At 51.0% G+C, this 23,073-nt stretch carries 22 protein-coding genes; 15 read left to right on the top strand and 7 right to left on the bottom strand.

Translation table 11 applies throughout. From position 1 onward, the window contains the following. The first annotated feature begins 62 nt into the window (after positions 1 to 62). Positions 63 to 548 carry a DinB family protein gene (locus tag RB297_RS23625; RefSeq protein WP_375121598.1) on the top strand — a complete coding sequence of 162 codons (486 nt, stop codon included), beginning with the start codon at positions 63 to 65 and terminating at the stop codon, positions 546 to 548. A gap of 80 nt (positions 549 to 628) precedes the next feature. Here RB297_RS23625 and RB297_RS23620 read toward each other — a convergent pair whose 3' ends face one another. The 4 genes from RB297_RS23620 to RB297_RS23605 form a co-directional block, all read right to left on the bottom strand. Then, positions 629 to 2,575 carry an FtsX-like permease family protein gene (locus RB297_RS23620; protein WP_375121597.1) on the bottom strand — a complete coding sequence of 649 codons (1,947 nt, stop codon included), beginning with the start codon at positions 2,573 to 2,575 and terminating at the stop codon, positions 629 to 631. Continuing rightward, on the bottom strand, positions 2,565 to 3,326 hold the full coding sequence (locus RB297_RS23615) for an ABC transporter ATP-binding protein (RefSeq protein ID WP_009591195.1): 762 nt from the start codon (positions 3,324 to 3,326) through the stop codon (positions 2,565 to 2,567). The genes RB297_RS23620 and RB297_RS23615 overlap by 11 nt, the downstream gene beginning before the upstream one ends. 99 nt (positions 3,327 to 3,425) lie before the next feature. Further along, the gene (locus tag RB297_RS23610; protein ID WP_375121596.1) at positions 3,426 to 4,430 is read right to left on the bottom strand and encodes a sensor histidine kinase; all 1,005 of its coding nucleotides are present in this window, start codon (positions 4,428 to 4,430) and stop codon (positions 3,426 to 3,428) included. After that, complete coding sequence (locus RB297_RS23605; RefSeq protein ID WP_375121595.1) at positions 4,427 to 5,116, bottom strand: response regulator transcription factor; 690 nt, start codon at positions 5,114 to 5,116, stop codon at positions 4,427 to 4,429. The genes RB297_RS23610 and RB297_RS23605 overlap by 4 nt, the downstream gene beginning before the upstream one ends. Positions 5,117 to 5,339: 223 nt before the next feature. On the opposite strand from RB297_RS23605, the gene RB297_RS23600 reads away from it, so the two are divergent. The 5 genes from RB297_RS23600 (at position 5,340) to RB297_RS23580 (ending at position 10,177) form a co-directional block, all read left to right on the top strand. Further along, positions 5,340 to 6,851 (top strand): copper amine oxidase N-terminal domain-containing protein, encoded by a 1,512-nt coding sequence (locus tag RB297_RS23600; RefSeq protein ID WP_228468826.1) that lies wholly within the window; start codon positions 5,340 to 5,342, stop codon positions 6,849 to 6,851. Between the two features lie 276 nt (positions 6,852 to 7,127). Further along, positions 7,128 to 8,072, top strand: coding sequence for a DMT family transporter (locus RB297_RS23595; RefSeq protein ID WP_176502503.1), 945 nt, complete (start codon positions 7,128 to 7,130; stop codon positions 8,070 to 8,072). Positions 8,073 to 8,225: 153 nt separating this feature from the next. Next, complete coding sequence (locus RB297_RS23590; RefSeq protein WP_036659432.1) at positions 8,226 to 8,468, top strand: helix-turn-helix domain-containing protein; 243 nt, start codon at positions 8,226 to 8,228, stop codon at positions 8,466 to 8,468. Between the two features lie 4 nt (positions 8,469 to 8,472). Further along, positions 8,473 to 8,991: a peptide deformylase gene (def, locus tag RB297_RS23585; RefSeq protein ID WP_096775678.1), complete on the top strand. Its 519-nt coding sequence runs from the start codon at positions 8,473 to 8,475 to the stop codon at positions 8,989 to 8,991. Positions 8,992 to 9,199: 208 nt separating this feature from the next. Next, positions 9,200 to 10,177 (top strand): ring-cleaving dioxygenase, encoded by a 978-nt coding sequence (locus tag RB297_RS23580; RefSeq protein ID WP_090909696.1) that lies wholly within the window; start codon positions 9,200 to 9,202, stop codon positions 10,175 to 10,177. Between the two features lie 85 nt (positions 10,178 to 10,262). Here RB297_RS23580 and RB297_RS23575 read toward each other — a convergent pair whose 3' ends face one another. Continuing rightward, on the bottom strand, positions 10,263 to 10,622 hold the full coding sequence (locus tag RB297_RS23575) for a YybH family protein (protein WP_267132920.1): 360 nt from the start codon (positions 10,620 to 10,622) through the stop codon (positions 10,263 to 10,265). A 168-nt stretch (positions 10,623 to 10,790) separates the two neighbouring features. Between RB297_RS23575 and RB297_RS23570 the strand changes: the two genes are divergently transcribed. Both RB297_RS23570 and RB297_RS23565 read left to right on the top strand, forming a co-directional pair. Continuing rightward, positions 10,791 to 11,132 carry a winged helix-turn-helix transcriptional regulator gene (locus RB297_RS23570; protein WP_096775680.1) on the top strand — a complete coding sequence of 114 codons (342 nt, stop codon included), beginning with the start codon at positions 10,791 to 10,793 and terminating at the stop codon, positions 11,130 to 11,132. Between the two features lie 125 nt (positions 11,133 to 11,257). Then, entirely contained in the window at positions 11,258 to 12,808 is a 1,551-nt protein-coding gene (locus RB297_RS23565) for a BCCT family transporter (RefSeq protein ID WP_096775681.1), read from the top strand. Positions 12,809 to 13,144: 336 nt separating this feature from the next. Here the strand turns inward: RB297_RS23565 and RB297_RS23560 are convergent, their stop codons facing one another. Next, a complete protein-coding gene (locus RB297_RS23560) occupies positions 13,145 to 14,020 on the bottom strand; it encodes an ABC transporter ATP-binding protein (RefSeq protein ID WP_096775682.1) in 876 nt (291 codons plus the stop codon). A gap of 324 nt (positions 14,021 to 14,344) precedes the next feature. Here RB297_RS23560 and RB297_RS23555 point away from each other — a divergent pair, with 324 nt between their 5' ends. Then, complete coding sequence (locus RB297_RS23555; RefSeq protein WP_096775683.1) at positions 14,345 to 15,394, top strand: NAD(P)/FAD-dependent oxidoreductase; 1,050 nt, start codon at positions 14,345 to 14,347, stop codon at positions 15,392 to 15,394. Between the two features lie 76 nt (positions 15,395 to 15,470). Here RB297_RS23555 and RB297_RS23550 read toward each other — a convergent pair whose 3' ends face one another. Further along, positions 15,471 to 16,082 carry a TetR/AcrR family transcriptional regulator gene (locus RB297_RS23550; protein WP_096775684.1) on the bottom strand — a complete coding sequence of 204 codons (612 nt, stop codon included), beginning with the start codon at positions 16,080 to 16,082 and terminating at the stop codon, positions 15,471 to 15,473. Positions 16,083 to 16,250: 168 nt separating this feature from the next. On the opposite strand from RB297_RS23550, the gene RB297_RS23545 reads away from it, so the two are divergent. The 6 genes from RB297_RS23545 to RB297_RS23520 all read left to right on the top strand — a co-directional run bounded on the left by RB297_RS23545 (position 16,251) and on the right by RB297_RS23520 (position 22,851). After that, positions 16,251 to 17,429 (top strand): YhgE/Pip domain-containing protein, encoded by a 1,179-nt coding sequence (locus RB297_RS23545; protein WP_375121593.1) that lies wholly within the window; start codon positions 16,251 to 16,253, stop codon positions 17,427 to 17,429. 204 nt (positions 17,430 to 17,633) lie between these two features. Then, complete coding sequence (locus RB297_RS23540; RefSeq protein ID WP_213580776.1) at positions 17,634 to 18,287, top strand: response regulator; 654 nt, start codon at positions 17,634 to 17,636, stop codon at positions 18,285 to 18,287. Continuing rightward, a complete protein-coding gene (locus RB297_RS23535; RefSeq protein ID WP_375121592.1) occupies positions 18,284 to 19,408 on the top strand; it encodes a sensor histidine kinase in 1,125 nt (374 codons plus the stop codon). Before RB297_RS23540 ends, RB297_RS23535 begins: the two co-directional genes overlap by 4 nt. A gap of 208 nt (positions 19,409 to 19,616) precedes the next feature. Next, entirely contained in the window at positions 19,617 to 20,552 is a 936-nt protein-coding gene (locus RB297_RS23530; RefSeq protein WP_096775688.1) for an ABC transporter ATP-binding protein, read from the top strand. A gap of 29 nt (positions 20,553 to 20,581) precedes the next feature. Next, complete coding sequence (locus tag RB297_RS23525; protein ID WP_375121591.1) at positions 20,582 to 21,700, top strand: ABC transporter permease; 1,119 nt, start codon at positions 20,582 to 20,584, stop codon at positions 21,698 to 21,700. Further along, the gene (locus RB297_RS23520) at positions 21,700 to 22,851 is read left to right on the top strand and encodes an ABC transporter permease (RefSeq protein WP_096775690.1); all 1,152 of its coding nucleotides are present in this window, start codon (positions 21,700 to 21,702) and stop codon (positions 22,849 to 22,851) included. The genes RB297_RS23525 and RB297_RS23520 overlap by 1 nt, the downstream gene beginning before the upstream one ends. Positions 22,852 to 23,073 lie beyond the last annotated feature (222 nt).

Raw genomic sequence — 23,073 nt, 5'->3', positions numbered from 1 at the left:
GTAAAATTAGTCATGATTTGTGATGCTGCCCATTACCGTGCGCATGAAGGAGTGAATGACCCATGGCGCATGCAAATGATGTTCTATTGAATCAGCTGTTAGCGAACGCGAACGATCCCAGCTGGCACGTCCCGTTCCAGCAATCCGTGGAGGAACTGACGGAGGACGAAGCGTTCTGGACGCCGGCCAATGGCAGCCACAGCATTGCGGAGATCATACAGCATCTGTTGTATTGGAACGAAACGTGGCAGACGCGGTACCGCGAATCGCAAGTCGATGCCGTACCTTCTATTGGAGACAACCATAATAGCTTCATGATTCCGGATAACGCGACTTTTGCCGAGTTAAGGGACCGGCTGCTTGAGGTTTTGCTTCAATGGCAGGAGCTGTTGTCGGCGGCCAAGCTTGAGCAGGAAGTGAACGGATTCCCAATACCGGCCAAGTGGTGGGAATTGGTGAGTAATGCGGCCACGCACAATGCTTATCATATCGGTCAAATCGTGTATATCCGGAAGCTGCAGAAGAGCTGCAGTCCGTTGGAATGGTAATCCGCGGTTTTTCAAGCCTGCGCACGGAAAAATGCATGGATGGTACCCGAATCGTCCCTGGGCCCAACCATGCACCTCGTTTATAACGCTTCTTTAATTACCCGTTTATAGAACATGACCGACAACAAACCGAATATGGAATACAGCGCCGTATACAGGAGCATTACCATAACCATCGGCAGCCACAGCTCGGTTCCGAAGAAGAACCAGCCGGATTTCACGGCGAAGTAACTGTGGGATAAGCCGACGACCAGGGGTATGCCGAAGTTGAACAGCTGTTTGAATTGAATCCCCGCAAGCAGGTTCCCTTGAGTGAATCCCAGTTTCCGAAGGATCGTGTAATTCGGCTTCTCCTCTTCGCCTTCGTCCATTTGCTTAAAATACAGGATGCAACCTGAAGTAATCAGGAAGGTAAGTCCCAGGAATCCCACAATAAACATCATCAAGCCCATATTGCTCTTCTGGTGGAAGATCATTTCCGGCTGAGAGAGGTTCCCTGTTCGCTCGCTAATGCCGAGATCTTTAAAAATTTGATTCGCCTGATCCATGGCGATCGGATCCACGATATCGATGCCGTGATAGACATTGGTTTTCTTCTGGATCTTCGGATCCAGATCCTGAGCCAGCTGATCAAAGACGGTCTGGTCCACAATCGCCGTCGGCAGCCCGCCGCTGGCAAAGTAATAAGAAACATAGGCTTCCTTGTTCAAGCCGATCAGCTCTTGCTTAATGCTGTGCTTAGGGCTTTGCAATACAATTTGCCCTGTGGTTTGAATGGCCATAAACTGCTGGATGGCATCGCTGGACCCGGTGAACAGCGTCTCCTCGGGAGAAACATCCATTCCTTCCACGCTTTCGTCACTGATCACAGGGAGAATCATGGAGTTCGGATTTCCCTGAGCAACCTCCAGGTTGGCCCCAATAATCTGGGATATGTCAGCACCCACCTGGATTACGTCCCGTTCGGTCTTCTTAAATTCGATATCTTCATCTGTAAGTGCCTGGATAAATGCGGAAAGATCGTTCTGATCCGCTACCGCAAAATGATTGGGCACGCTCTGCTCGGCCGATTTCTCAGCGGAATAGTACGAAATATAACTAAGAGACAGCAGTCCGATCGCGAGTGCGGACACGGTCGTAATGATCGTTAACAGCAGCGCGTTCGATTTCATGCGGAACATGATGGAGGACAGGGACAGCACATTATTCAGGGACAAGTAACCGCCCTTGCTCTTCCGGATCGCGTTGAATATAAAGCTGACCGACCCTTTATAGAACAGATAAGTCCCGATGATCACCGCCCCCAGGATCAGGATCATGGCCATGAACAGCTCGTTCATGGTGGTGAAATCTCCGCTGAACAGCTTGGTCGACACATAGTAGCCAAGAAGTATGAGTCCGATGCCGAGCAGGCCGAACAGCATTTCGGCGAAGGACATTTTCTTAATTTGGTTCTCGGTCGTCGATACCGCGCGGAAGAGGGATAGAATGCTCTGCCTTTTGATGAACGTATAATTCATGATCATGATCAGCACATAGATGACGGCAAACACAATCACGGTCTGGATGAGCGCCTCGGTCGAGAAGGAGAGGGCTGCTTCGGTGTCTACGCCGGTCACCTTGAACAGGATCATCAGAATTAAGCGCGAAGCCGCGAAGCCGGCAAAGATGCCGATGACCATGGAGCCGAAGTACAGAATCAGGTTCTCCGCACTGAGGATCCGGAAGATCTTGCCCTTGGTCAGTCCGATGAGCTGAAACAGTCCGATTTCCTTGCTGCGCCGTTTGATGAAAATCGTGTTGGCATACAGCAGGAAGATCGCCACGATGGCCACGAGCAGCACGGAGGCGGCTCCAAGCGCAGCCGCTCCCTTAATGGAGCCTTTCGCTTCATCCATTGCGGGATCATATTGCAGCGTGACAAACGCGAAGTACAGACCCACGCTGAAGATCAGCGCAAATACATACAGATAATAGTTCTTGATATTCTTCTTCAAATTCCGGTAGATCAGATAATTAATGTTCATTCTGAACACCGCCTAGCACGCCTTGAGTCTTGATGATGTCGTTGAAGAAGGCCTGCCGGGATTGCTCACCCTTGTTCAGCTGGGTGTAGATCTGTCCGTCCTTAATGAAGACTACCCGGGTGCAATAGCTGGCCGCTACGGGGTCATGGGTAACCATGATGATCGTGGAGTCGATCTTCTGATTTAATTCGCTCAGCTTGTTCAACAGATCGGATGCGGACTTCGAGTCCAGCGCTCCCGTCGGCTCATCGGCAAAAATAATGCTCGGATCGTGGATGAACGCGCGGGCCGCGGAGGTCCGCTGCTTCTGTCCCCCGGAGATTTGGTTCGGATATTTATCCTTGAGTTCGTAGATGCCAAGCTCGGTCGCGATTCTTTGGAATTTCTGATCGGCTTCTTTTTTGGATACCTTCTTAATGGAGAGCGGCAGCAGGACGTTTTCTTTGACGGTCAGCGTATCCAGCAGGTTATACTCTTGGAAAATAAACCCGAGATGATGCTTGCGGAACTCGGCCAGCTCCTTCTCCTTGAGGCCCGTAAACTCTTTGCCCTCGATTTTGATGCTGCCGAGGCTCACTTTGTCGATCGAGGAGAGCACGTTCAGCAGCGTGGTTTTCCCGGAGCCCGAAGCGCCCATGATGCTGACGAACTCGCCTTTGTCCACGCGGATGTCGATGCCCTTCAGCACTTCCTGTTTATTGAATTTGTTGCCGTAGCTTTTATGAATTTGGTTTGCTTCAAGAATTGCCAATTTCACTCACTCCTTTGTTATCTGTCCTTATCATAAAGGAGTCGAGGGCCCTTTTCCTTCGATTCGCCGAACAAAGAGCAAAAGCATGTGACATTGTTGTCACATGCCGGTAATGCTTACGAAATCATTCCGTTTCGGAAAGATCAAGGTAAAGGTTGTGCCGATGCCCGGCTTTGATTCTACCTGGATCCGGATCATCAAGGCCTCGGCTACTTTTTTCGTCAGATAGAGCCCCATGCCGGTTGCGGCACTATCCTGATGCGAGGTGGTGGACGTGAAGCCTTTATCGAAAATCCGGGGCATGTCCTTCGGATCAATGCCGCGTCCGGCATCCCGAATGATGAGTCTGACATGGTCGGCCACGAGATCGCTCTCGATGCTAATGTCCGAAGCGGAGCTGTATTTGACCGCGTTGGTCAACAGCTGGCGGATGATAAAGCCCAGCCATTTGGCGTCGCTCAGCACTTCCGCTGCCTGCAGGGAAACGTCAAAGCCGATGCCCTTTTGCATGCACCAGGTTTTGAGCCCGCGGATCTCCTGAAAGATGATCGGCTCCAGGGCGGACACCTCGATCAGAAGATCGTTCTGAATAAAAGGGATGCGCTTCTGGTGCAGCTGCTGGTCAAGCAGCAGGTGAATGCGGAGCCATTCATACTGGAGCTGCGCTTTCAACGTTTCGTCTTCCATGCGTTCGATCATCAATTGCATCGTGGTGAGCGGCGTTTTCACTTCATGAATCCAGGATAACAGCTCGTCCTTCTCCCCTTGCATCTCCATCAGGCGCATGGAGGATTCCTTCTTGAAACGCTCGGTCTGCAGGGAGAGCATGTCCATGGCAATCGCCTCAAAGGGGTGCTCCGGATCGCTGATGGCGGCTAAGTCGTAGGTGTCGTCCCATGCCTGGAGACTTTTGTAGAACTTGGTTTCCCGGTTGTATCTGACGAACAGAAACACCAGGAAGAACAGCGTCGACAGAAAAACGATATAGAGGATGGGCAGGAACGGGATTTGGGCGTCCACCGCGGCTATAAACAGAAGCATCACCTGCAAGAACACGAATAACAGAATCCAGCTTAGCCGTTCCCGGATATAGGCCATCATCATGCGTGGGCCTCTTCCGTGGCGATGTAACCTTGTCCCACCTTGGTTTCGATGTAAGGGTCAAGTCCCAAGGGCTCCAGCTTCTTGCGAAGACGATTTACGTTGACCGTTAACGTATTATCGCTGACAAAATGCTCGTTGTCCCAAAGGCTCTTGATCAGGTCCTCCCGGCTGACGATCTGGTTCTTCCGCTCCATGAGGATCTTCAGAATGAACATTTCATTCTTTGTCAGTTCAGCGGTGCCCTGAGGGCTGCTTATCGTATTTTTGCCGAATTCGACGGTGGCTCCGCGCCAGGTTCTCAGCTCGGTCCGCTCGGTGTTGTAATTGTATACCCGGCGCAGGGTGGCCTGGATTTTGGCAATCAGGACATCGAAGTGAAACGGCTTCTGAATGAAATCGTCGGCGCCCAGCTGCATCGACATCACCATATCGGTGGGATGATCCCGGGAGGACAGGAATATAATCGGGACGTTGGAGTGGGAACGAATCATTCGGCACCAATGGAACCCGTCAAATTTCGGCAGATGGATATCGATAATGACCAGGTCGGGCTGAATCGCCGTGAACTCCTGGAGTACGGCGCTGAAATCGCGGACGCCATAAACGTCATACGACCATTGCGAGAGACGCTCCTGCACTTCATGGAACAGGGTCACGTCGTCTTCGATCAGCATAATTTTAAACAAGAGATTCACCACGCTTTAAAAGGTTGTTCAAACCGCACTTCATGAATGTGCGCTGTTCCGTCATGATTTTCATTCCCCAGTGTATAGCAAAAAGTCGATATATGCTATCTTGAAGCGCCTTCCCATGTGCATACATGACGAGGCTTAAATACCTATTTACAAACATTTCCTCCCTTCCCATAATAGAAATGAGCCTATGACCTGGGAGGGGACGAATATCAAAATGTATAAGAAGTTCAAATGGTTGACCTTACTCATTGCAGCCGTGTTGGTCGTTATGACAGGATGTCAGGCCGTCGGGGGACTGGATATCAACAAGGCGATGCTGACCAGTCTTGATGTGAAATCCAGCGAATCCAGCGCAAGTATTCGATTCGAGGTGGTGCCTGCGGACAAGGCCCTATCGTCTGAAGATAAAGAAGCGATTGATCTTATTAATTCCTTATCCTTGAATATCGACCATGCCATCGTGGAGGATAGCAATACGGTGTCCATTCAAGGCAGCGTTCATTATTCGGACAAGAAGATTCCGCTTCATCTGTCCATGGATGCCAAGGGAATGGCGATTCAATTGGACGGCGCCAAGCAGCCGTTCTATCTGTCGATGGATACAACCGTTCCGGGAATGCCGGACACCAGCCAGTATGAGCAGGCGATTCAAGATGTCGTGAAGAAGGCAGCAGGACTTGTGCTGAAGCATTTCCCGAACCCGTCCAAAGTTTCGGTGAAGCCGGTCCAGGAGAAGGTGAACGGAGAGAGCTTGAACCTGACGCATCTTCAGATGGAGCTTACGGGCGAAGAGATTTTGAACATGGTTAAGCCTTTCGCCGAAAGCCTGCTTAAAGACGAAGCCGGCTTGAAGCAGGTAATCGGTGATGGTTATGACGCCATTTATCCGATGATAACCAGCATCGGCGAGGCATACGGCGAAGACGTTGAACTCCTGCCGCAGGAATCCAAGGAAGAGGTCGTCGCGTCGCTCTACGAGATGGTGCATGGCGCACTGACCGAATTTACGGAGAACTACGATGAACAGAAGGAGCAGTTATTGGAGGAGCTTCCGGGATCCGAAACCGTCTTCGGCAAGGATACGATCCTCAAACTGGACTATTACTTCGACGAGCAGCTGAATACGCGTAAGAATGCGCTGGAGCTGACCGTCGCGCTTCCGGCATCCGAGGACCTGCCATTAAAGTCCTTCAAGGTGTATTCCGAAGGTGAGGTCTGGAATATCGGCGGCGCAGTGAAAGCCAATAAGGTCGACACGTCCAAAGGCGTGCTGGACGTCCTGAATGAATCCGTGACGCCGGGTCAAGTGTTGCGGAACTTCGAGAAGGATTCCCTCATCTACAACGTGTTGAAGGATGATCTGAAGATCACCCAAAAGTCGATGTATTTGAATATCTCGAACGAGGATTTTGGATACGGCGCCATCAAGAAGAACCATCAGAGCTTCGTTCCGCTCCGTTACCTGGCAGATCAGCTGGATGCCGAAGTGAAGTGGACCAAAGGCTCGAATAAAATTATAGTCATCAATGATTTGACGGGAGAAGAAATCGTGGTGACCGTAGGCTCCAAAAAAGCCAGCGTTGGCGGTAAAAGCGTGACGCTGCCGGAAGCGCCATTCGTTCATAGCAACGGATCTACCTACGTTCCGCTCCGGTTTATGGCCGAAGCGCTCGGCGCAACGCTTCATCTCGAGGGCGATGGCTGGATTTCGGTCGAACGCGATTAACGGTTTTTATATCGATAACGGGTCGGCAATGCCGGTGCCTGTTATGAAAGAATGCAAGTTGAAGTATATATAACGGGGCTGTTTCCCGTCATCCCCGGATGACGGGAAACAGCCTTTTTGTTGTTACCCTCCTTCATCGCGCTAACTGTACCGGTACAGTTAGCGTTATTTCAAATCGTAACGAAGTCTTTCCTGCCGTAAGATAAGTAACAAATGCACCGGCCCTCTAGGTTAGACATAAAAAAGAGAAGATGAAGGAGATACACAATCATGAATATACCGCATACAAGCCGTGCCTATGCCGCCGCTTTGGGATATACGGCCATCATTGGTTTTTCGTTTATGTTCGTAAAGCTGGCCCTGGTCCATGCTAACCCGCTGGATACGCTGGCGCATCGGTTTACCATTTCGTTCTTAGCCGCATCGCTGGGGCTCCTCATCGCCCGCAGAAAGGTCCCGATGGATCTGAAACGGCTGCTGACCATCGTGCCGCTGGCCATATTCTATCCGTTCCTGTTCTTTACGCTGCAAACCTTCGGGTTAGTCTATACCAGTTCGGCCGAGGCCGGAATTATCCACGCTACCGTACCGATCTTTACGCTGATCTTGGCGTCGCTGTTCTTGAAGGAGCGCTCCAGCTGGGCACAAAAGCTGTTTACCGTGTTGTCGGTAACGGGAATCATCTCTATCTTTGTGTTGAAAGGCGTGTCCTTCGAGCAATCGAGCACGCTCGGAATTGTGCTGATTCTGCTCTCTGCGCTATCCAATGCCGTTTACAGCGTGATGGCCCGCAGGATGACGCAGAAGCAGTCGGTACTGGATATCACCTTCATCATGTCGATGATCGGATTCGTGCTGTTTAACCTGATGTCGGTCGCTCAGCATGCGGCGCAAGGGACGCTCGTCCATTATTTTGACCCGTTTATGCACTCATCCTTCGTGTGGGCGGTTCTTTATCTCGGCGTCTTGTCCTCCCTGGGAACATCGCTTCTGTCCAACTATGCTTTGTCCCAGATCGAGGCGTCCCGGATGGGCATCTTTAACAATCTGGCTACCGTGGTCACGATTTTTGGAGGCGTCGCCTTCTTGAATGAAAAGCTGGCTTACTATCATGTCATCGGAGCAGCGCTCGTCATTGTCGGCGTGATCGGGACCAGCCTTGCAGGAAGAGCCGGGAACGCTAAGAAACAGCTGGCCCGGAACGAATCCAAGCCTGCTTAAAATATCTCTTCCGAAATAAGTGTAAGCGAAGGATCATCAGGACCTCTAGAGCACCACTGTTGTCAAACCCCAAAGAAATGGGCTTGAGATATTAGGCAATACCTAATAAAATTAGGTGTGAGCTAATATTTTGATGAACGGGAGGGTGACCCTTTGCTCGAATGGATGTTACGTAACGTGATGGCAGAGAGAGGGATATGGTCGGGAGCGGCTTTGGCGCGGCTGATGAAAGAGAAGGCGGATTACAGCCTGTCGGCTGCTTCCATTAGCGCATTGCTGACGAACCAGCCCAGGCAGATGAAGGCAGAGACGTTAGATGCCCTTTGCACAACCTTAGAGTGTACTCCAAGTGACTTATGGGTGCATACACCTCCTTCCAAAACTAAGGGGGCTTAAGTGAATGACGGTAAAACCTATTGTGCCATTCGGCGATCCCATCCTGCGCAAGGTGGCCCGGCCGGTCGATTCCGTGAATGCCAGAGTATTAAAGATACTGGATGATATGGTCGAGACGCTGTACGACAGCGATGGGCGCGCCGGCCTTGCAGCACCGCAAATCGGCATTTTGCGAAGGCTTATTGTCATGGACTGCGGAGAAGGGCTGATCGAACTGATTAATCCTGAAATCGTGGAGATGAACGGGGAACAAATGGGCCCTGAAGCGTGCCTCTCCTATCCGGGCTACTACGGATACGTGAAGAGAGCCGACAAAGTGACGGTGAAGACATTGAACCGGCAAGGCGAGACGGTAATCCTGAAAGGCGAGGATTACCTGGCCAGATGCATGCAGCATGAGATTGATCACCTGAACGGCATTTTGTTTGTGGACCATGTTCGGGATGGATGGTTGTATCATGAGGAGACGCATCGACGCATCGAGCTGCTGCCCGTCATTGGTTTATCCAATACAGGCTCATAGGTCCATAGAGACCAAGGGCGAAATGAATAGAACGGCCGGATCTGATGTCCGGCTGTTTTTTTATTGGTTATGGCTGCGAATGTTGATGCTTGACGGAATAGGAAAGCCGTGATATTATTATCTTAAATTAAAGATGTTTTAAATCGAAATAATAAATGAATCAGATTCGACACACACTTTACAATATAAGAGACGGAGGCGTTTAACTATGAACGGATTAAAAGGAATTCACCACGTAACAGCCATTACGAGCAGTGCCGAGAAGAACTACGAGTTCTTCACCTATGTGCTGGGCATGCGGCTCGTGAAGAAGACGGTTAACCAAGACGATATTCAGACATACCATCTGTTCTTTGCGGATGACAAGGGCAGTGCAGGCACGGATATGACCTTCTTCGACTTCCCGGGTATTCCGAAGGGCAGACACGGTACGGACGAGATCTACAAAACCTCGTTCCGTGTTCCTAACGATGCGGCGCTGGAATATTGGGTCAAGCGATTTGATCGGATGGACGTGAAGCATCAAGGCATTCAAGAGTTATTCGGCAAAAAAACACTCGCTTTTGTTGATTTCGACGATCAGCAATATCAACTCATCTCCGACGAGAACAATGAAGGCGTGGCTTCGGGAACGCCTTGGCAGAAGGGGCCGATTCCCTTGGAGCATGCGATTACAGGACTTGGCCCGGTCTTTGTGCGGGTGTCCAATTTCGATCATTTCAAAGAAGTGATGGAGAAGGTGCTTCAGTTTAAGGAAATCGGCAAGGAAGGCTCGCTTCATCTGTTTGAGGTTGGTGAAGGCGGCAACGGCGCGCAGGTGGTTGTCGAGTACAACGCCGTGCTCCCACGGGCCCAGCAGGGCTTCGGTACCGTTCACCACGCGGCCTTCCGGGTAGAGGACCGTTCGGTGCTGGAGCACTGGATCAAGCGTCTGGACGACTTCCAATTCCATACGTCGGGCTTTGTCGACCGCTATTTCTTCCAGTCCCTGTACGCACGCGTCGCGCCGCAAATTCTGTTTGAGTTTGCCACCGACGGTCCGGGCTTTATGGGGGATGAGCCGTATGAAACGCTGGGCGAAAAATTGTCCCTGCCTCCATTCCTGGAGCCGAAGCGCGAACAGATCGAGAGCATGGTTCGCCCGATCGATACGGTGCGCAGCACGAAGGAATTCGTGAAGGAATGATGCAATGAATCTCAAGAAGCAATCCGCTTGTTCATGATAAGGGCGGATTGCTTTTTTTGTGCCACCGAAATAACGGATCTTACGGTCATTCCCATGTATCCGAACCGAATGGATGGTCCACGATGTACAGCCAGCTTCCATCGGGCTGTTGTCTCACGATCTCGGAGGTATGTCCTTGCAGCACCAGCGGTTGGCCATCCGGGTCGGTCGTTTGCAGGGTGAACCGAGCGCGCAGCATAGCAATATTTTCAAACGGGATACAGTATACATTGGTGGAGACCATGGCGCCTTTGAGCCGCAGCAGTTCCTCCAACGTATGGCGGAAGGAATGGATTCCGATTTCCAGACTTCCGTTTCGGTGGACATGAACGCCGTTCGGTTCATACAGTGCCAGCAGTTGATCGATATCCCCGCTATTATACGCGTCTGCAAAAGCTGCATTCATATCTTCCGGCCTCCGGACTGGTTTTGAAGGATTTGATGGTTTCATTGTATCTCCTCTTTCTGTAAGATGATAATCAATAGCCTATCTGAAAAAGAAAGCCATGGTAAGTACGCAGAATATGGTGACCTAGTCATCTATTCATGACCAAGGGAGTTGAGGAATAGCAATATGCCCTATCAGGATGAGAGTTTTGGGTGTCCGGCTGAAGTCGGCCTGCACATGATTAGCGGAAAGTGGAAGCCTCGAATACTATATGAGCTGTTTCAGGAAACCCGCCGTTTCGGTGAGCTACACCGGAGAATACCTGAAGTATCACGTCACGTGCTGACCTTGCAATTACGGGAGTTGGAGGAGAACGGCATTGTGAAGCGGACGGTGTTTCATGAGCTGCCTCCCAAGGTGGAGTATTCGATAACGATGTTTGGCCGACAGTTTGAAGCGGTGTTGGAGCAGATGGTCATTCTGGGCCAGCAGTATATCGGATCTCAACAAGATTCTAAGGGTAAATAACAAACGATAGCTTTGATCGGATGAGTATCCGATGCAGCACGCATTCAGCGATTAAGTACATCAATTCTGGTTTAAATACAAATACTGTATGGGAAAACGATGACTTATTTGCTGAGGTGGGGCTTGTGAAAGGAAGTTTACTGAAGAATATCGTGTTTTCGGTATCAGCTGTCATTATTGCCGTGTTGGCTATTCTGGGGGCCGTCAAGCCCGGGGCTTTCGGTGAAGTGGCAGGGTATCTGTACAGATTTACGACGAATACGTTCGGCTGGTTCTATATGCTCTCGATCTTTGCGATTATCATATTTCTGATCTGGGTTGCGGCCAGCAAATACGGCACCATTCGCCTTGGCGGAGATAAGGAGAAGCCCGAGTACCCGTTCTTCACCTGGATCGGCATGCTGTTCTCCGCAGGATTTGGTGTCGGGCTGGTGTTTTGGGGCGTGGCCGAACCCATGAGCCATTTTTTTAAGACGCCCTTCGGAGGCGTCGAAGCACAAGGCGTCGAAGCGGCACGCGTGGCTATGGGCTATTCCTTTTTTCACTGGGGGATAAGTCAATGGTCCGTGTTTGCCCTAGTCGGGCTTGTGATTGCGTTTCTACAGTTCCGTAAGCAGAAGGATGGGCTGGTGTCTACCGCGCTGGAGCCTGTTACCGGTTCAAAGCGCAGCGTCAAGAATGTGATTGATATCCTGGCGGTCATTGCAACGGTCATGGGTATCGCTACTTCGATCGGACTTGGCGTTCTGCAAATGAGCGGCGGGTTGAATACCATTATGGGAATTAACAATGGCGTAGGGCTGCAGTTATTGATGCTGGGGATTATTTTTGTCGCTTACATGATCTCGTCGACGACGGGATTGGACAAGGGGATTAAATACTTAAGCAACCTGAACCTCGGGATGGCGCTAGCCTTTTTATTGTTTGTGTTTATCTGCGGACCCTCCGTATTCATCTTGGAGACGTTCACATTAGCGCTTGGCGACTACATTACGAATTTCGTTTCGTACAGTTTAAGGCTCCAACCCTATGCGGAAGGCACATGGGTACGGGAATGGACGATATTCTACTGGGCGTGGGCCATTGCTTGGTCGCCGTATGTGGGAGCCTTCGTGGCGAGGGTATCCAAGGGAAGAACGGTTCGCGAATTCATTGTGGGCGTGATGGTTGTACCGCCGGTCATTGCCTGTCTCTGGATCGCCGTGTTCGGCGGAACGGCCATCTGGTTTGACCTGCACGAGAACACCGGGATAGCGGCAGCCGTTAACGCGGATGTCACGTCGGCGCTGTTCCAATTGTTCAACCAATTGCCTTTCGCTTCCGTCATGAACGTGCTGGCGATTATACTTATACTGACGTTCCTGGTAACGTCCGCGGATTCGGCAACGTATATATTAGCCAGCATGACCACTTATGGCAGCTTGAATCCTCCCCAAACGGCAAAAATCGTGTGGGGCACGCTGATGGCAGCTATTGCCGGCGTCCTGCTGTATGCAGGTGGCCTTGAAGCCTTACAGACCGCTTCGCTGATTGCGGCTTTGCCGTTCACCGTACTGCTGCTTCTGATGATCGTTGCGGTAGTGAAGCTGCTGAGCCGAGAGCCGCTTCCGATTCGCAAAGCCGATCTGAAACGGTTTCGCCGTCTCGAAGAGGCAGCAAACCGTGGGAAGAAGTGAGACAAGCGCGAGGTACAGCAAAGTTCAGAAGAATTGGATTCAAGAGGGCACTCATGCGGTGCCCTCTTTATTTTTATGAAAATGAGCCCGGATATGACAGCAGCCATAACCAAACCCATATAACACAGAATCGAAAAAGCCCCCATCACACCCGCGGGCGTGCAATGAGAGCTTTGGAAGTTCGGCATAAAGTATCCGTAAATCCATGTTGACCCGAGTGCAAGCAGATTGCCCGCGTTGGAGGATAACACAATCTCACGCGCGGCGAATTGGCGGGCACCTAAGGCGGGACCGTTCTCGGACTCATATGTAATGGTTCCGGGATTGCCGCAAGCGCTAGGAATGAACAGCAGTACGATAAACGGGATGAGCAGCTTCTTCGTAGTTGTCGTTATGCTCCGCCGTTTTGAGGATGTCCTCTTTTTCCCCTTTTAATAGATTATAAGTGATGCAGATCGGCTTCGCCGTGCGCGGATCGCGGCCGATCTCTGCGTCGATATGGAATACTTTCTTTAATACTTCGTGCGAAATGACGGCTTCCGGATCGCCGGCCTGAATGATATCTCCATCCTTCATTGCGATAATGTAATCCGCGAATCGGGCAGCCTGGTTCAAATCGTGCAGAACCATGACGATGGTCCGCTCTTGTTCGATATTGAGCCTCTCGAGCAGTTCCAGAATCTCCAGCTGATGCGCCATGTCCAGGTACGTGGTCGGCTCGTCGAGGAAGATCATTTCGGTCTCCTGCGCGAGTGCCATCGCAATCCATACCCGCTGGCGCTGTCCGCCGGACAGGGCATCCACCGAACGGTATTTATAATCCTGGGTTCCGGTAACCTCGAGTGCCCAGTCGATGACGTCCATATCCTGCTTGGTCAAGCGGCCAAAACCGCGCTGATGGGGATAGCGCCCGTAGGATACCAGTTCGCCAACCGTCAATCCGCCCGGTCCTTCCGGAGTCTGGGGCAGAATGGCCAGCTTCTTCGCCAGAAGCTTGGTGTTCATCTTGGCGATTTCTTCCCCGTCCAGAATGGCTGCACCGGATTGATAAGGAATGATGCGGGTAACAGCCTTCAAAAGAGTGGATTTGCCGCAGCCATTAGGCCCAATGATGGTCGTGATTCTTTTATCGGGAATATCTACGTTAAGACGATTCAATATCAGATTCTCGCCATAACCGACGCTTATTCGATCTGTACTTAGGCGAATCATCATTTCACCTCCAGAGTAGTTAGCTATCAAACGATAATGATTCTCAATTTCATCCATAAATATAATGTGAGGCCGCACCGTTGTCAATAAATATCTTAATGGAAATTTCAAATAATATTCATGTTTAAGCCGAAAAATACCCATATATAGTTCAGTGGAATATTACAGGCCTACATCTAGGCGAAATTGTGACAAAATGAATTTTTTCTAAATGTTTGATTGTAAAAAGGGCAAAGGCAACGTATACTAATTGATAATGATAATCATTTACGTTACAAGGTGATCACAAACAGCCTTTTAATTTATAGACCGGGAGTGAAACGCATGAGTGGGAATGAGATATTTGATGTAACGGTTATTGGCGGAGGACCAGCGGGATTGTATTCCGCTTTTTATAGTGGACTGCGTGGCATGAAAACCAAGATAATAGAATATCAGCCCATGCTTGGCGGAAAGGTTCACGTGTATCCGGAGAAAATGATATGGGACGTCGGCGGATTGACGCCGATTCCGGGCGCGAAGCTGATCGAGCAAATGGTTCAGCAAGGCCTGACGTTCAATCCCGAAGTGCTGTTAAACGAGAAGGTTGAATCGATCGCCCGCAATGAGGAAGGACTGTTCGAATTACATACCGCGAATTCCGGCGTGCATCTGTCCAAAACGGTCATCGTGGCGGTCGGCGGAGGCATCTTGAATCCGCAGAAGCTGGAGATTGAAGGCGCCGAGCGGTTCGAGGTGTCGAACCTGAACTACACCGTGAAGTCCCTGCAGCATTTCAAGGGCAAAACCGTCATTGTGTCCGGCGGAGGGAATTCAGCCGTAGATTGGGCGAACGAGCTGGAGCCTGTGGCGAAGAAGGTCTACCTGGCCTATCGCAAGGACGAATTGTCAGGCCATGAAGCCCAGGTCGAGCAGCTGATGAACAGTAAGGCGACCTGCCATCTTAATACATCGATCACGAAGCTCATTGCTTCGGATAATCATGAGGTGATTGAGCGGGTAGAATTGACCAATAATGCCACAGGGGAAGTTTCCTATTTAGCGGTAGACGAGGTCATCATTAACCATGGCTATGAACGGGATATGTCGCTGCTGGAGAACAGCAACCTTGATATTCACCGGGTGGATGACTACTATATCGCGGGCAACGCAAGCTGTAATTCTTCCATACCGGGACTGTATGCTGCCGGCGACATCCTGCATTTTGACGGGAAGCTGCACCTGATTGCGGGCGCCTTCCAGGATGCCGCGAACGCGGTGAACAGCGCGAAGCAGTTCATTGAGCCGGATGCCAGGAAGTACGCGATGGTCTCTTCGCATAACGAGGTATTCAAGGAGCGCAATCGCGAATTAGTGAAGCAATTGATCAATTAGAACACGGGCATGTGTATACATGCATCTAACGATAGAAGAGAAGCGAGGGATCCCCGCTTCTCTTTTTTGCGTGCCCTTATTGTTTTTGGGTAATCCCTGAAGTGATCAACGGGCCGTAGTTGATCAGCTGCGTCATCATGATGCCCATCTCTCTTGCGGACTTGTTCATCCCGGACTCGATCCAGTGTATGACCAAGCCGATATTGGCGGAGATCATATACGCGATCAGGTAATCGCTCGGAATGATCTGATTCCCGCCTGTGGGCATTCTGAACGCATGCTTGGCAAACATATGCTCCTTCATGAACTCCCTGAATTGCCGAACGAAGGAAATGTCCCCATTCGGGCCGACAATAGCCTTGAAGAAGTCGGCATGCCGGACGAGCTCCTCGAATATTTGTTCTGACGCCGGATAAGGCTCTCCCTTTTCCGCATAGTCCCTGGAATCCCTGGGATCGATATGAACCACGATGTTCTCAATCTTTTGAAGCACCTCTTCTTTGATCTTATCCAGCATATCCGGCACATCCCGATAATGCAGGTAGAAGGTACCACGGTTGATATTGGCGCGATTGGCGATATCGGTCACGGTAATGGCATCTATCCGTTTCTCCTCCATAAGTTCAAACAGGGTTTGCCGCAACAGCTGATTGGTCCGGATTTGCCGGCGATCCGTCTTTTTTGTCAAGGAATTCCCCCCAGTACGAATGTGAAGACTTAATCAACAGAAGGCTCGTACACTGATGAGTAATGAACACTCCGCTGAAAGCTGATGATTGAACAAATCACTCCCTTCATTATAATTAACGCTGTGATCATTAATCAACAGTCTGTTCATTAACGAGGAGTGGTGGATATGGGGTTCTTAAGACAAAAAATGCTGTGGATCGGCGCATTGGCTGTCCTTCTGGTGCTGGCCATCTTCGGCGTAGCCATGATGGGGTCGATCGCGGGAGCGAAGCCGAAGTCGCTTCCCGTTGCGCTTGTCGCCTTGGATCAGCCGGTTGAGTTGCCAAGCGGCGAAACCCTCGCTGTCGGTGACATGATGAAAGGAATGCTGCAGGCAAACTCGCAGCTGCCCATTCATTGGGAGATCGTGAATTCGGAAGCGGAAGCGCGGGAAGGGCTCGACAGCCAGAAGTATTACGGCGCCCTTGTGCTGCCTGAGGACTTAAGCGCCGGCATCTTGTCGCTGCAGTCGTCTGCTCCGAAGCCCGCTGTGGTGCAGGTGCTGGCGAATGAGGGGATGAGCACGCAGGCATCCACTGCGGTGAGACAGATGCTGGGGCAAGCGATGAAGATGGCGGGAGCGGAGCTCTCCAAGCAGGCGTTGACCATGATCGGCTCGCAGACGGATATGCTGCCGGTCACAACCGCGCAGGCTCTGCTCATCCCGTTCGAGGTTCATGAGGAAGTCGTTCATCCTGTAGGTGCGAACCACGCAAGCGGCAATGCGCCGGGAATGCTGATACAGATTCTATGGATCGGCTGCCTGATCCTTAGCGTGTTCCTGTTCCAGGCGCTGCAGAAAGCAGTGAATGACGGCAGCAGCAGGGGAATCGCGATTGTGCTGCAAGGCGCTGCCGGTTTGCTGCTGGCGGGTCTGGTCTCCGGTTTTCTGGTTTGGATGGCTTCCTCCTGGTATGGCATGGAGCTTGCGAACGGAGGCAGCGTATGGCTGATGCTGTGGCTGGCCGGGTCGGCATTTTTCCTTCTTCAGTCGACCTTGTTGAACTGGATCGGGCTACCGGCCATGGGCATCTTGGTGCTCCTGATGTTCTTCTCGATGCCGCTTCTCAATATGGCGCCGGAGTTTCTGCCGCAGGCGACGCAGGATTGGCTGTACTCCTGGACGCCGCTGCGTTTTGCCGCTTCCGCTCTCCGGGATGTGATGTATTTTGACGGGTACGCGCCATCTTCTTCGCATTCCGCGGTAATGTGGTTCATAGCCGGAGGTTTTCTTGTTCTGCTGCTGGCCTCGACATTCAAGAAAGGGAGTCGTTCAGACCCAAGAAAATCGATGGCCGCTTCTTAATAGAATAGGTTGGCGCCTAAGCAGTGCGGGGTTTATCCCTGCACTGCTTTTTATAGTTTGCTCAAGCCGACCGGTTCATGTGGAAGGGATCATGGACAAAGTCGCAGCATCAGGACGTTTCTCCCTTTATTCAAGTGAATAAAATACTATCGTTCTTCAGGATGGCAGCCTGTATAATCCTGAATAAGGGAGCGTGAGCGTAAATTGAAGATTAAAGTGATCATTGCGGACGATAACTCATTTATCAGGGAAGGCATGAAGATCATTCTGGCGACGTTTGATGAGTTCGACGTGGTGGCGACCGTTGAAGACGGACAAGAAGCGGTCGCCTATTGCGAAGCGCATGAAGTGGATGTGGCGCTGATGGATGTCCGGATGCCGAACCTGAATGGCGTTGAGGCCACGAAACAGCTCACGGAGCGTACCAAGACCAAGACGCTGATCTTAACGACGTTCGACGACGATGAATACATTACCGATGCGATCCTGAATGGCGCCAAGGGTTATCTGCTAAAGAATAACGACCCGGAACGGATTCGCGATGCGATCAAAACCGTATACCACGGCCATCATGTGCTGCAGGACGTCGTACTGGATAAAATCAAATCCGGGCTGTCTCCCGGAAATCCTGATAAGACAGACAAGGCAGACAAGTTCGACCGAAGCTTATTCACCGAAAGGGAACTGGATATTATGGCCCTCATCGCGAAAGGACTCGCCAACAAGGAAATCTCGAAGAAGCTGTTTATTTCCGAAGGCACGATTGCCAATCATATTACTTCGATTCTCAGCAAGACGGGTCTTGAGCATCGGACCCAAATTGCGATTTTTTATCTGACGGGGGAAGTGAATAAGTGAGCGAACGCCGAAATTATGCCGAATCGTGGATCATCGGGTTAAAAGCCATACTGTTCCTGTATGTTATCGGCCAGTCTTATGCATCTGGCCATGGGATAACCCCGTGGTATATATTAGCCGTTCTTCTCTACCTGTCCGTGAATGTATCCGTCTATATTTTCAAGAACCGGAATATACAACCGTACCTCATGCTGCTTGCTGTTCTTGTTGTCGCGGCTTCCTCACTCTACATCCATCCGCTGTTGTTCATGCTGCTTCCCGTGAATTTGTACGAGCTGTTGTCGCTTTACGTTCGCAGGAGCTGGATGATCCTGATCCCCTTGCTGGTTCCAGCGTTTATCGTGCCTCAGTGGCTCGTTATGCCCTATGTTTATACATCCGTATTATCCTATATTTATCTTACGATGCTCAGAACCTTTGTTAACCGGGCCGCATCCTACCAGGAGCAGAACGAGCAGATGCATCGCGAACTGGATCGGTTGACCCAGCGGCTGAGCGAAAATAATGAGTACATCCGGCAGTTTGAATATATGTTCAAGCTGGAAGAGCGAAATCGGCTGTCCCAGGAAATTCATGACAAGATCGGGCATTCCATGACGGGAGCGTTGATTCAGATGGAAGCGGCCAAGCGCTTGATGACATCGAATCCGGACAAATCCGCCGAGCTGCTGCAAAATGCCATATCCATCTCCAAAGAAGGCATTGAGAGCATCAGGCTGGTTCTAAAGAACGTAAAGCCTCCGACGGAGCAGCTCGGCATCAACCGAATGCGTTTGTTTCTGGAGGAGTTCTCCGCCCAGCACTCGATCAAGACCGTACTAACGCATGAGGGCAATATGGATGTGATTACGCCGCTTCAGTGGAAAATCATTCAGGATAACACCCAGGAAGCGTTAACCAATACGATGAAGTATGCGAACGCAACGGCAGTCTCGTTACATATCGAAGTTCTGGGCACCATGATCAAGGCCAAGGTCAGCGACAACGGCAAGGGCATGCAGAAGGTAATCAAGGGCCTTGGGATTATGGGCATGGAGGAACGTGCCGCGGTCGTGAATGGAACCGTGATCGTGGATGGCTCGAGCGGCTTCTCGGTGACCACTCTAATTCCTTATAGCTAAAGCTGGTAAGCGCATTTGGCGGGTTAGGGATATCGGGTCAAACAAGACATTCCCCACAAGGGTGAAGATTTGGATCATCAATAACATGAATATTCTCATGGGTAAGGATGAACTTGTGCACTATCGCAAGGGCATCCTTTTTTCGTACGATAAATGCAGATCAAGTCCACCGGCTGATGCGTGGATGGAATATGGAGGCGAAAAACGTATGAACGTGCTGGAGATCAAAGGGCTTACGAAGAAGTTTGGGGATTTCATAGCGGTAGACCAGCTGTCGTTGAACATACGGGAAGGCGAGATTTTCGGCTTCCTGGGCGCGAACGGAGCAGGCAAGAGCACAACCATCAATATCATATCGTCGCTCATGCCCATGACCAAGGGAGAGGTTCATGTCCTGGGCAAGAATCTGACGAAGCATCGAAAGTTCGCGAAGCAGCAGATCGGCATGGTTCCGCAGGAAGTTGCGATTTATGAGGATCTGACCGCATATGAGAATGTTCATTTTTTTGCCGGATTGTATGGACTGAGAGGATCGGAGCTTAGGAGCAGGACCGAAGAGGCGCTTACCTTCGTCGGACTTAGCGACAAACATAAGATGTACCCGAAAAGCTTCTCCGGCGGCATGAAGAGACGACTGAATATCGCTTGCGCGATTGCCCACAGACCGAAGCTGATCATCATGGATGAGCCGACCGTCGGCATCGATCCCCAATCGAGGAACTATATCCTAAACTCGGTTAGGAAGCTGAACGAGATGGGCAGCACGATCCTGTACACGAGCCATTATATGGAGGAAGTGGAGGAGCTCTGCACCCGGATTGCCATTATCGACCACGGCAAGATCATAGCGGAGGGCACGAAGGCACAGCTGAAGGCCATTATTACGGACCAGAAGGATATCGGGATCGAAGTGCAAACGGCCGCCCATCTTGAAGCGAACAAGTTGAAGGAGGTCGCGGGCGTCAAATCAGTTGAAGTGAAGGAGAATATCGTGCACATCAGCTCCGACGCAGGGGTCAATAACCTGAATAAAATCATTCAGCAATTCATGGCGCAAGGCATTGAAATTCGTTCCGTTCAAGCGTCCGAGCCGAATTTGGAAACGGTGTTCCTGACGCTGACCGGCCGGAGCCTTCGGGATTAGCTGATTTAGGAAGAGGGAGGTGGAAGTACATGAACGTGCTGAGAATCGCGCTGAAGGAGATGAAGATCGTCCGGGAGCCACAGATGCTGGTATTTATGCTGGCAACCCCGGTGCTGCTCATTCTGATCCTAGGGACGGCGCTTTCGAATGCTTTTAACGGCAGTACCACGATTGGAGACATTCGGGTGCTATACCATAACAATGGAGCAGAGCCCGCGCTTACGGAGCAATGGCAGGCATTCATGCAGGAGGCGGAGCGCTCATCGGGCATGGCCTTTGAGCAGATCGGGGAAGGCATGGACGGAGGGCGGGAAGTGAGAAACAACCGGTACACCGGTTACGTGGAAATAGACGGCCAAGGCATCCGATATGAGGGAAACAGCCGCAACAGTATGGAGAACGGGATTGTGCAAGGGATGCTGTCCGCCTTTGCCGACCGGTATCGGCTGTCAGCGGAAGCCGCGAAGATCGATCCGGAATATGAGAGCAAGCCGCTTGTTCATGATGGAGGGAGCTATGTGCAGGAGTCTTCCATTCAGGGAGCGAGGCAGCCGGGTTCGCTTGATTATTTTTCGATTGCGGTCACCACGATGATCATCCTGTACAGCGCCTTGACGGCAGGCGGACTCATCGATAGTGAGCGAAAGCGAAACACCGCACAGCGCCTATTGGCTTCACCGGTGACGAAAGCCGAGATTTTTGCCGGAAAAATAACGGGCACGCTCGCAATCAATGCCGTATTTGTCATCATCGTCGTGCTGATCAGCAAATATATGTTCAATGCCTACTGGGGGGAGAACCCCATCATGGTATTCCTGGTGTTGTTCACCGAGATCCTGTTTGCGCTCAGCCTCGGGCTCGGCATCAGTTACGTGCTGAAGGGAAATGCAGCCGGAGCTGTCATCATGGTCATTATTCAACTGGCTGCGTTCTTTGGCGGAGGATATACGCCGGTTGCAAGCACAACGGGATTCATGAGGGAGGCCGCAACGTATTCTCCCTTGCATTGGTCCAATGAAGCTCTGCTGCAGCTCATTTATTCAGGCAGTGGGTCGGCAGCCATGCATGCGATGATGCTGAATATCGGTATTTCCATCCTGCTGCTGGCGGTAGCCATGATTTCGATGCGAAGAAGGGAGGGGCTGTAATGTCGAAGGATATGCTCTGGCTCATTCGAAAGACGATATTGACCTCGTTGAAGGATTATAAAAATCTGCTGCTCGTTATTGCGCTTCCTATTGTCGGCATTCTGCTATCCACCTTAATCTACAAGGGCTCCGGCGATACCTCCGTTACCATTGGCATCGTGAATCACGATATTGAACAGAAGGTCACGCAAGATACGATCGATTTTGTTGCTCAATTGGAGCATACCGAGGCATCGGTCATTAGGGAATCGGAAGCGGATGACTTGGTTGTGTCGGGTGAGCTGGATGCGGTGCTGATCTTCCCCGAAGGGTTTGCGAAAGGCGTAATTCAGGGGACACCCGAGCCGGTCCGGATCGAGTCGATTAAGGGCGCTCAGGTTACGGGGTATGTCAAATCGTATCTGAACGCGTACGTCCAGAATATTTCATCCTTGGGGGTTATAGCGGGTGGCGACGCCGCCGCGTTTAACGAATTATACAGCGGTTACCGCAGTTCTAAGTTTCAATTGTCCACGACTATGGTTGCGGATCAATCGGCCAATCATGATATGACCAACCGGACGATCGGTTACTTGGTTGTGTTCATGTTATTCTCCGCCGTGAATCTATCGGCATTGACGATCCGGGATCGCGAGAACCGTACGTACTATAGACTCTTATCGTCGCCTATTACGGCCCGCAGTTACGTCTTCTCGAATGCCATCGTGAACATCGTTCTGATGATGATCCAGATTGCGGCCACCTTGTTCGTCATGACCCGGTTCTTTCATATCGAGCCAGGCATTCCATTATGGCAGATGTTTCTGATTCTGTCGCTGTTCGCTCTGGTCGCGGTTAGTTTATCGCAGGTCATTGTCGCGTTCTCGGACAGCACCATGATGGCTAACGGAATCCAGACGATGGTGATCATGCCGACATCGCTGCTGGCGGGGTGTGTATTCCCGCTCTCCGTGATGCCCGAAGCGATTCAGCGAATCGCCGATTTCCTGCCGCAGTATTGGCTGCTCGATACGTTCGGCAAGCTTCAGCAAGGAAGCGGCCTGACCGACGTGATTCTGAACGTGGCGATTCTGCTGGCTTTTGCCTTGGCCTTATCGCTGATTGCAACCTACAAGTTCGCAAGAAACAGAGATACGCAGAGCTATATTTAAATTTAATGGCAGGGTCTCCTTGTACTGCACATAGGATGGCCGGCTATAAGCGATCAGGGGCTTGCTTGAACAGCAAGGCTCCTTTTTTTCATTAGTCTAGAACCCGTTCTTCCGGCGAAAAATCTATTGGAAAAAATGAACAAAGCTATTTCATCTGGAGTTACTCCATGGTTTACAATGAGTTCAAGATACAGGATCTGGTTGAAACGTTGAACGATCGGG

The sequence above is a fragment of the Paenibacillus sp. CR_12 genome (assembly GCF_041953985.1).
GTDB classification, from domain to species: Bacteria; Bacillota; Bacilli; order Paenibacillales; family Paenibacillaceae; genus Paenibacillus_AQ; species Paenibacillus_AQ lautus_A.
The sequence above is the reverse complement of the archived record's forward strand: the minus strand, read 5'-3'. Positions and strand labels throughout refer to the sequence as shown.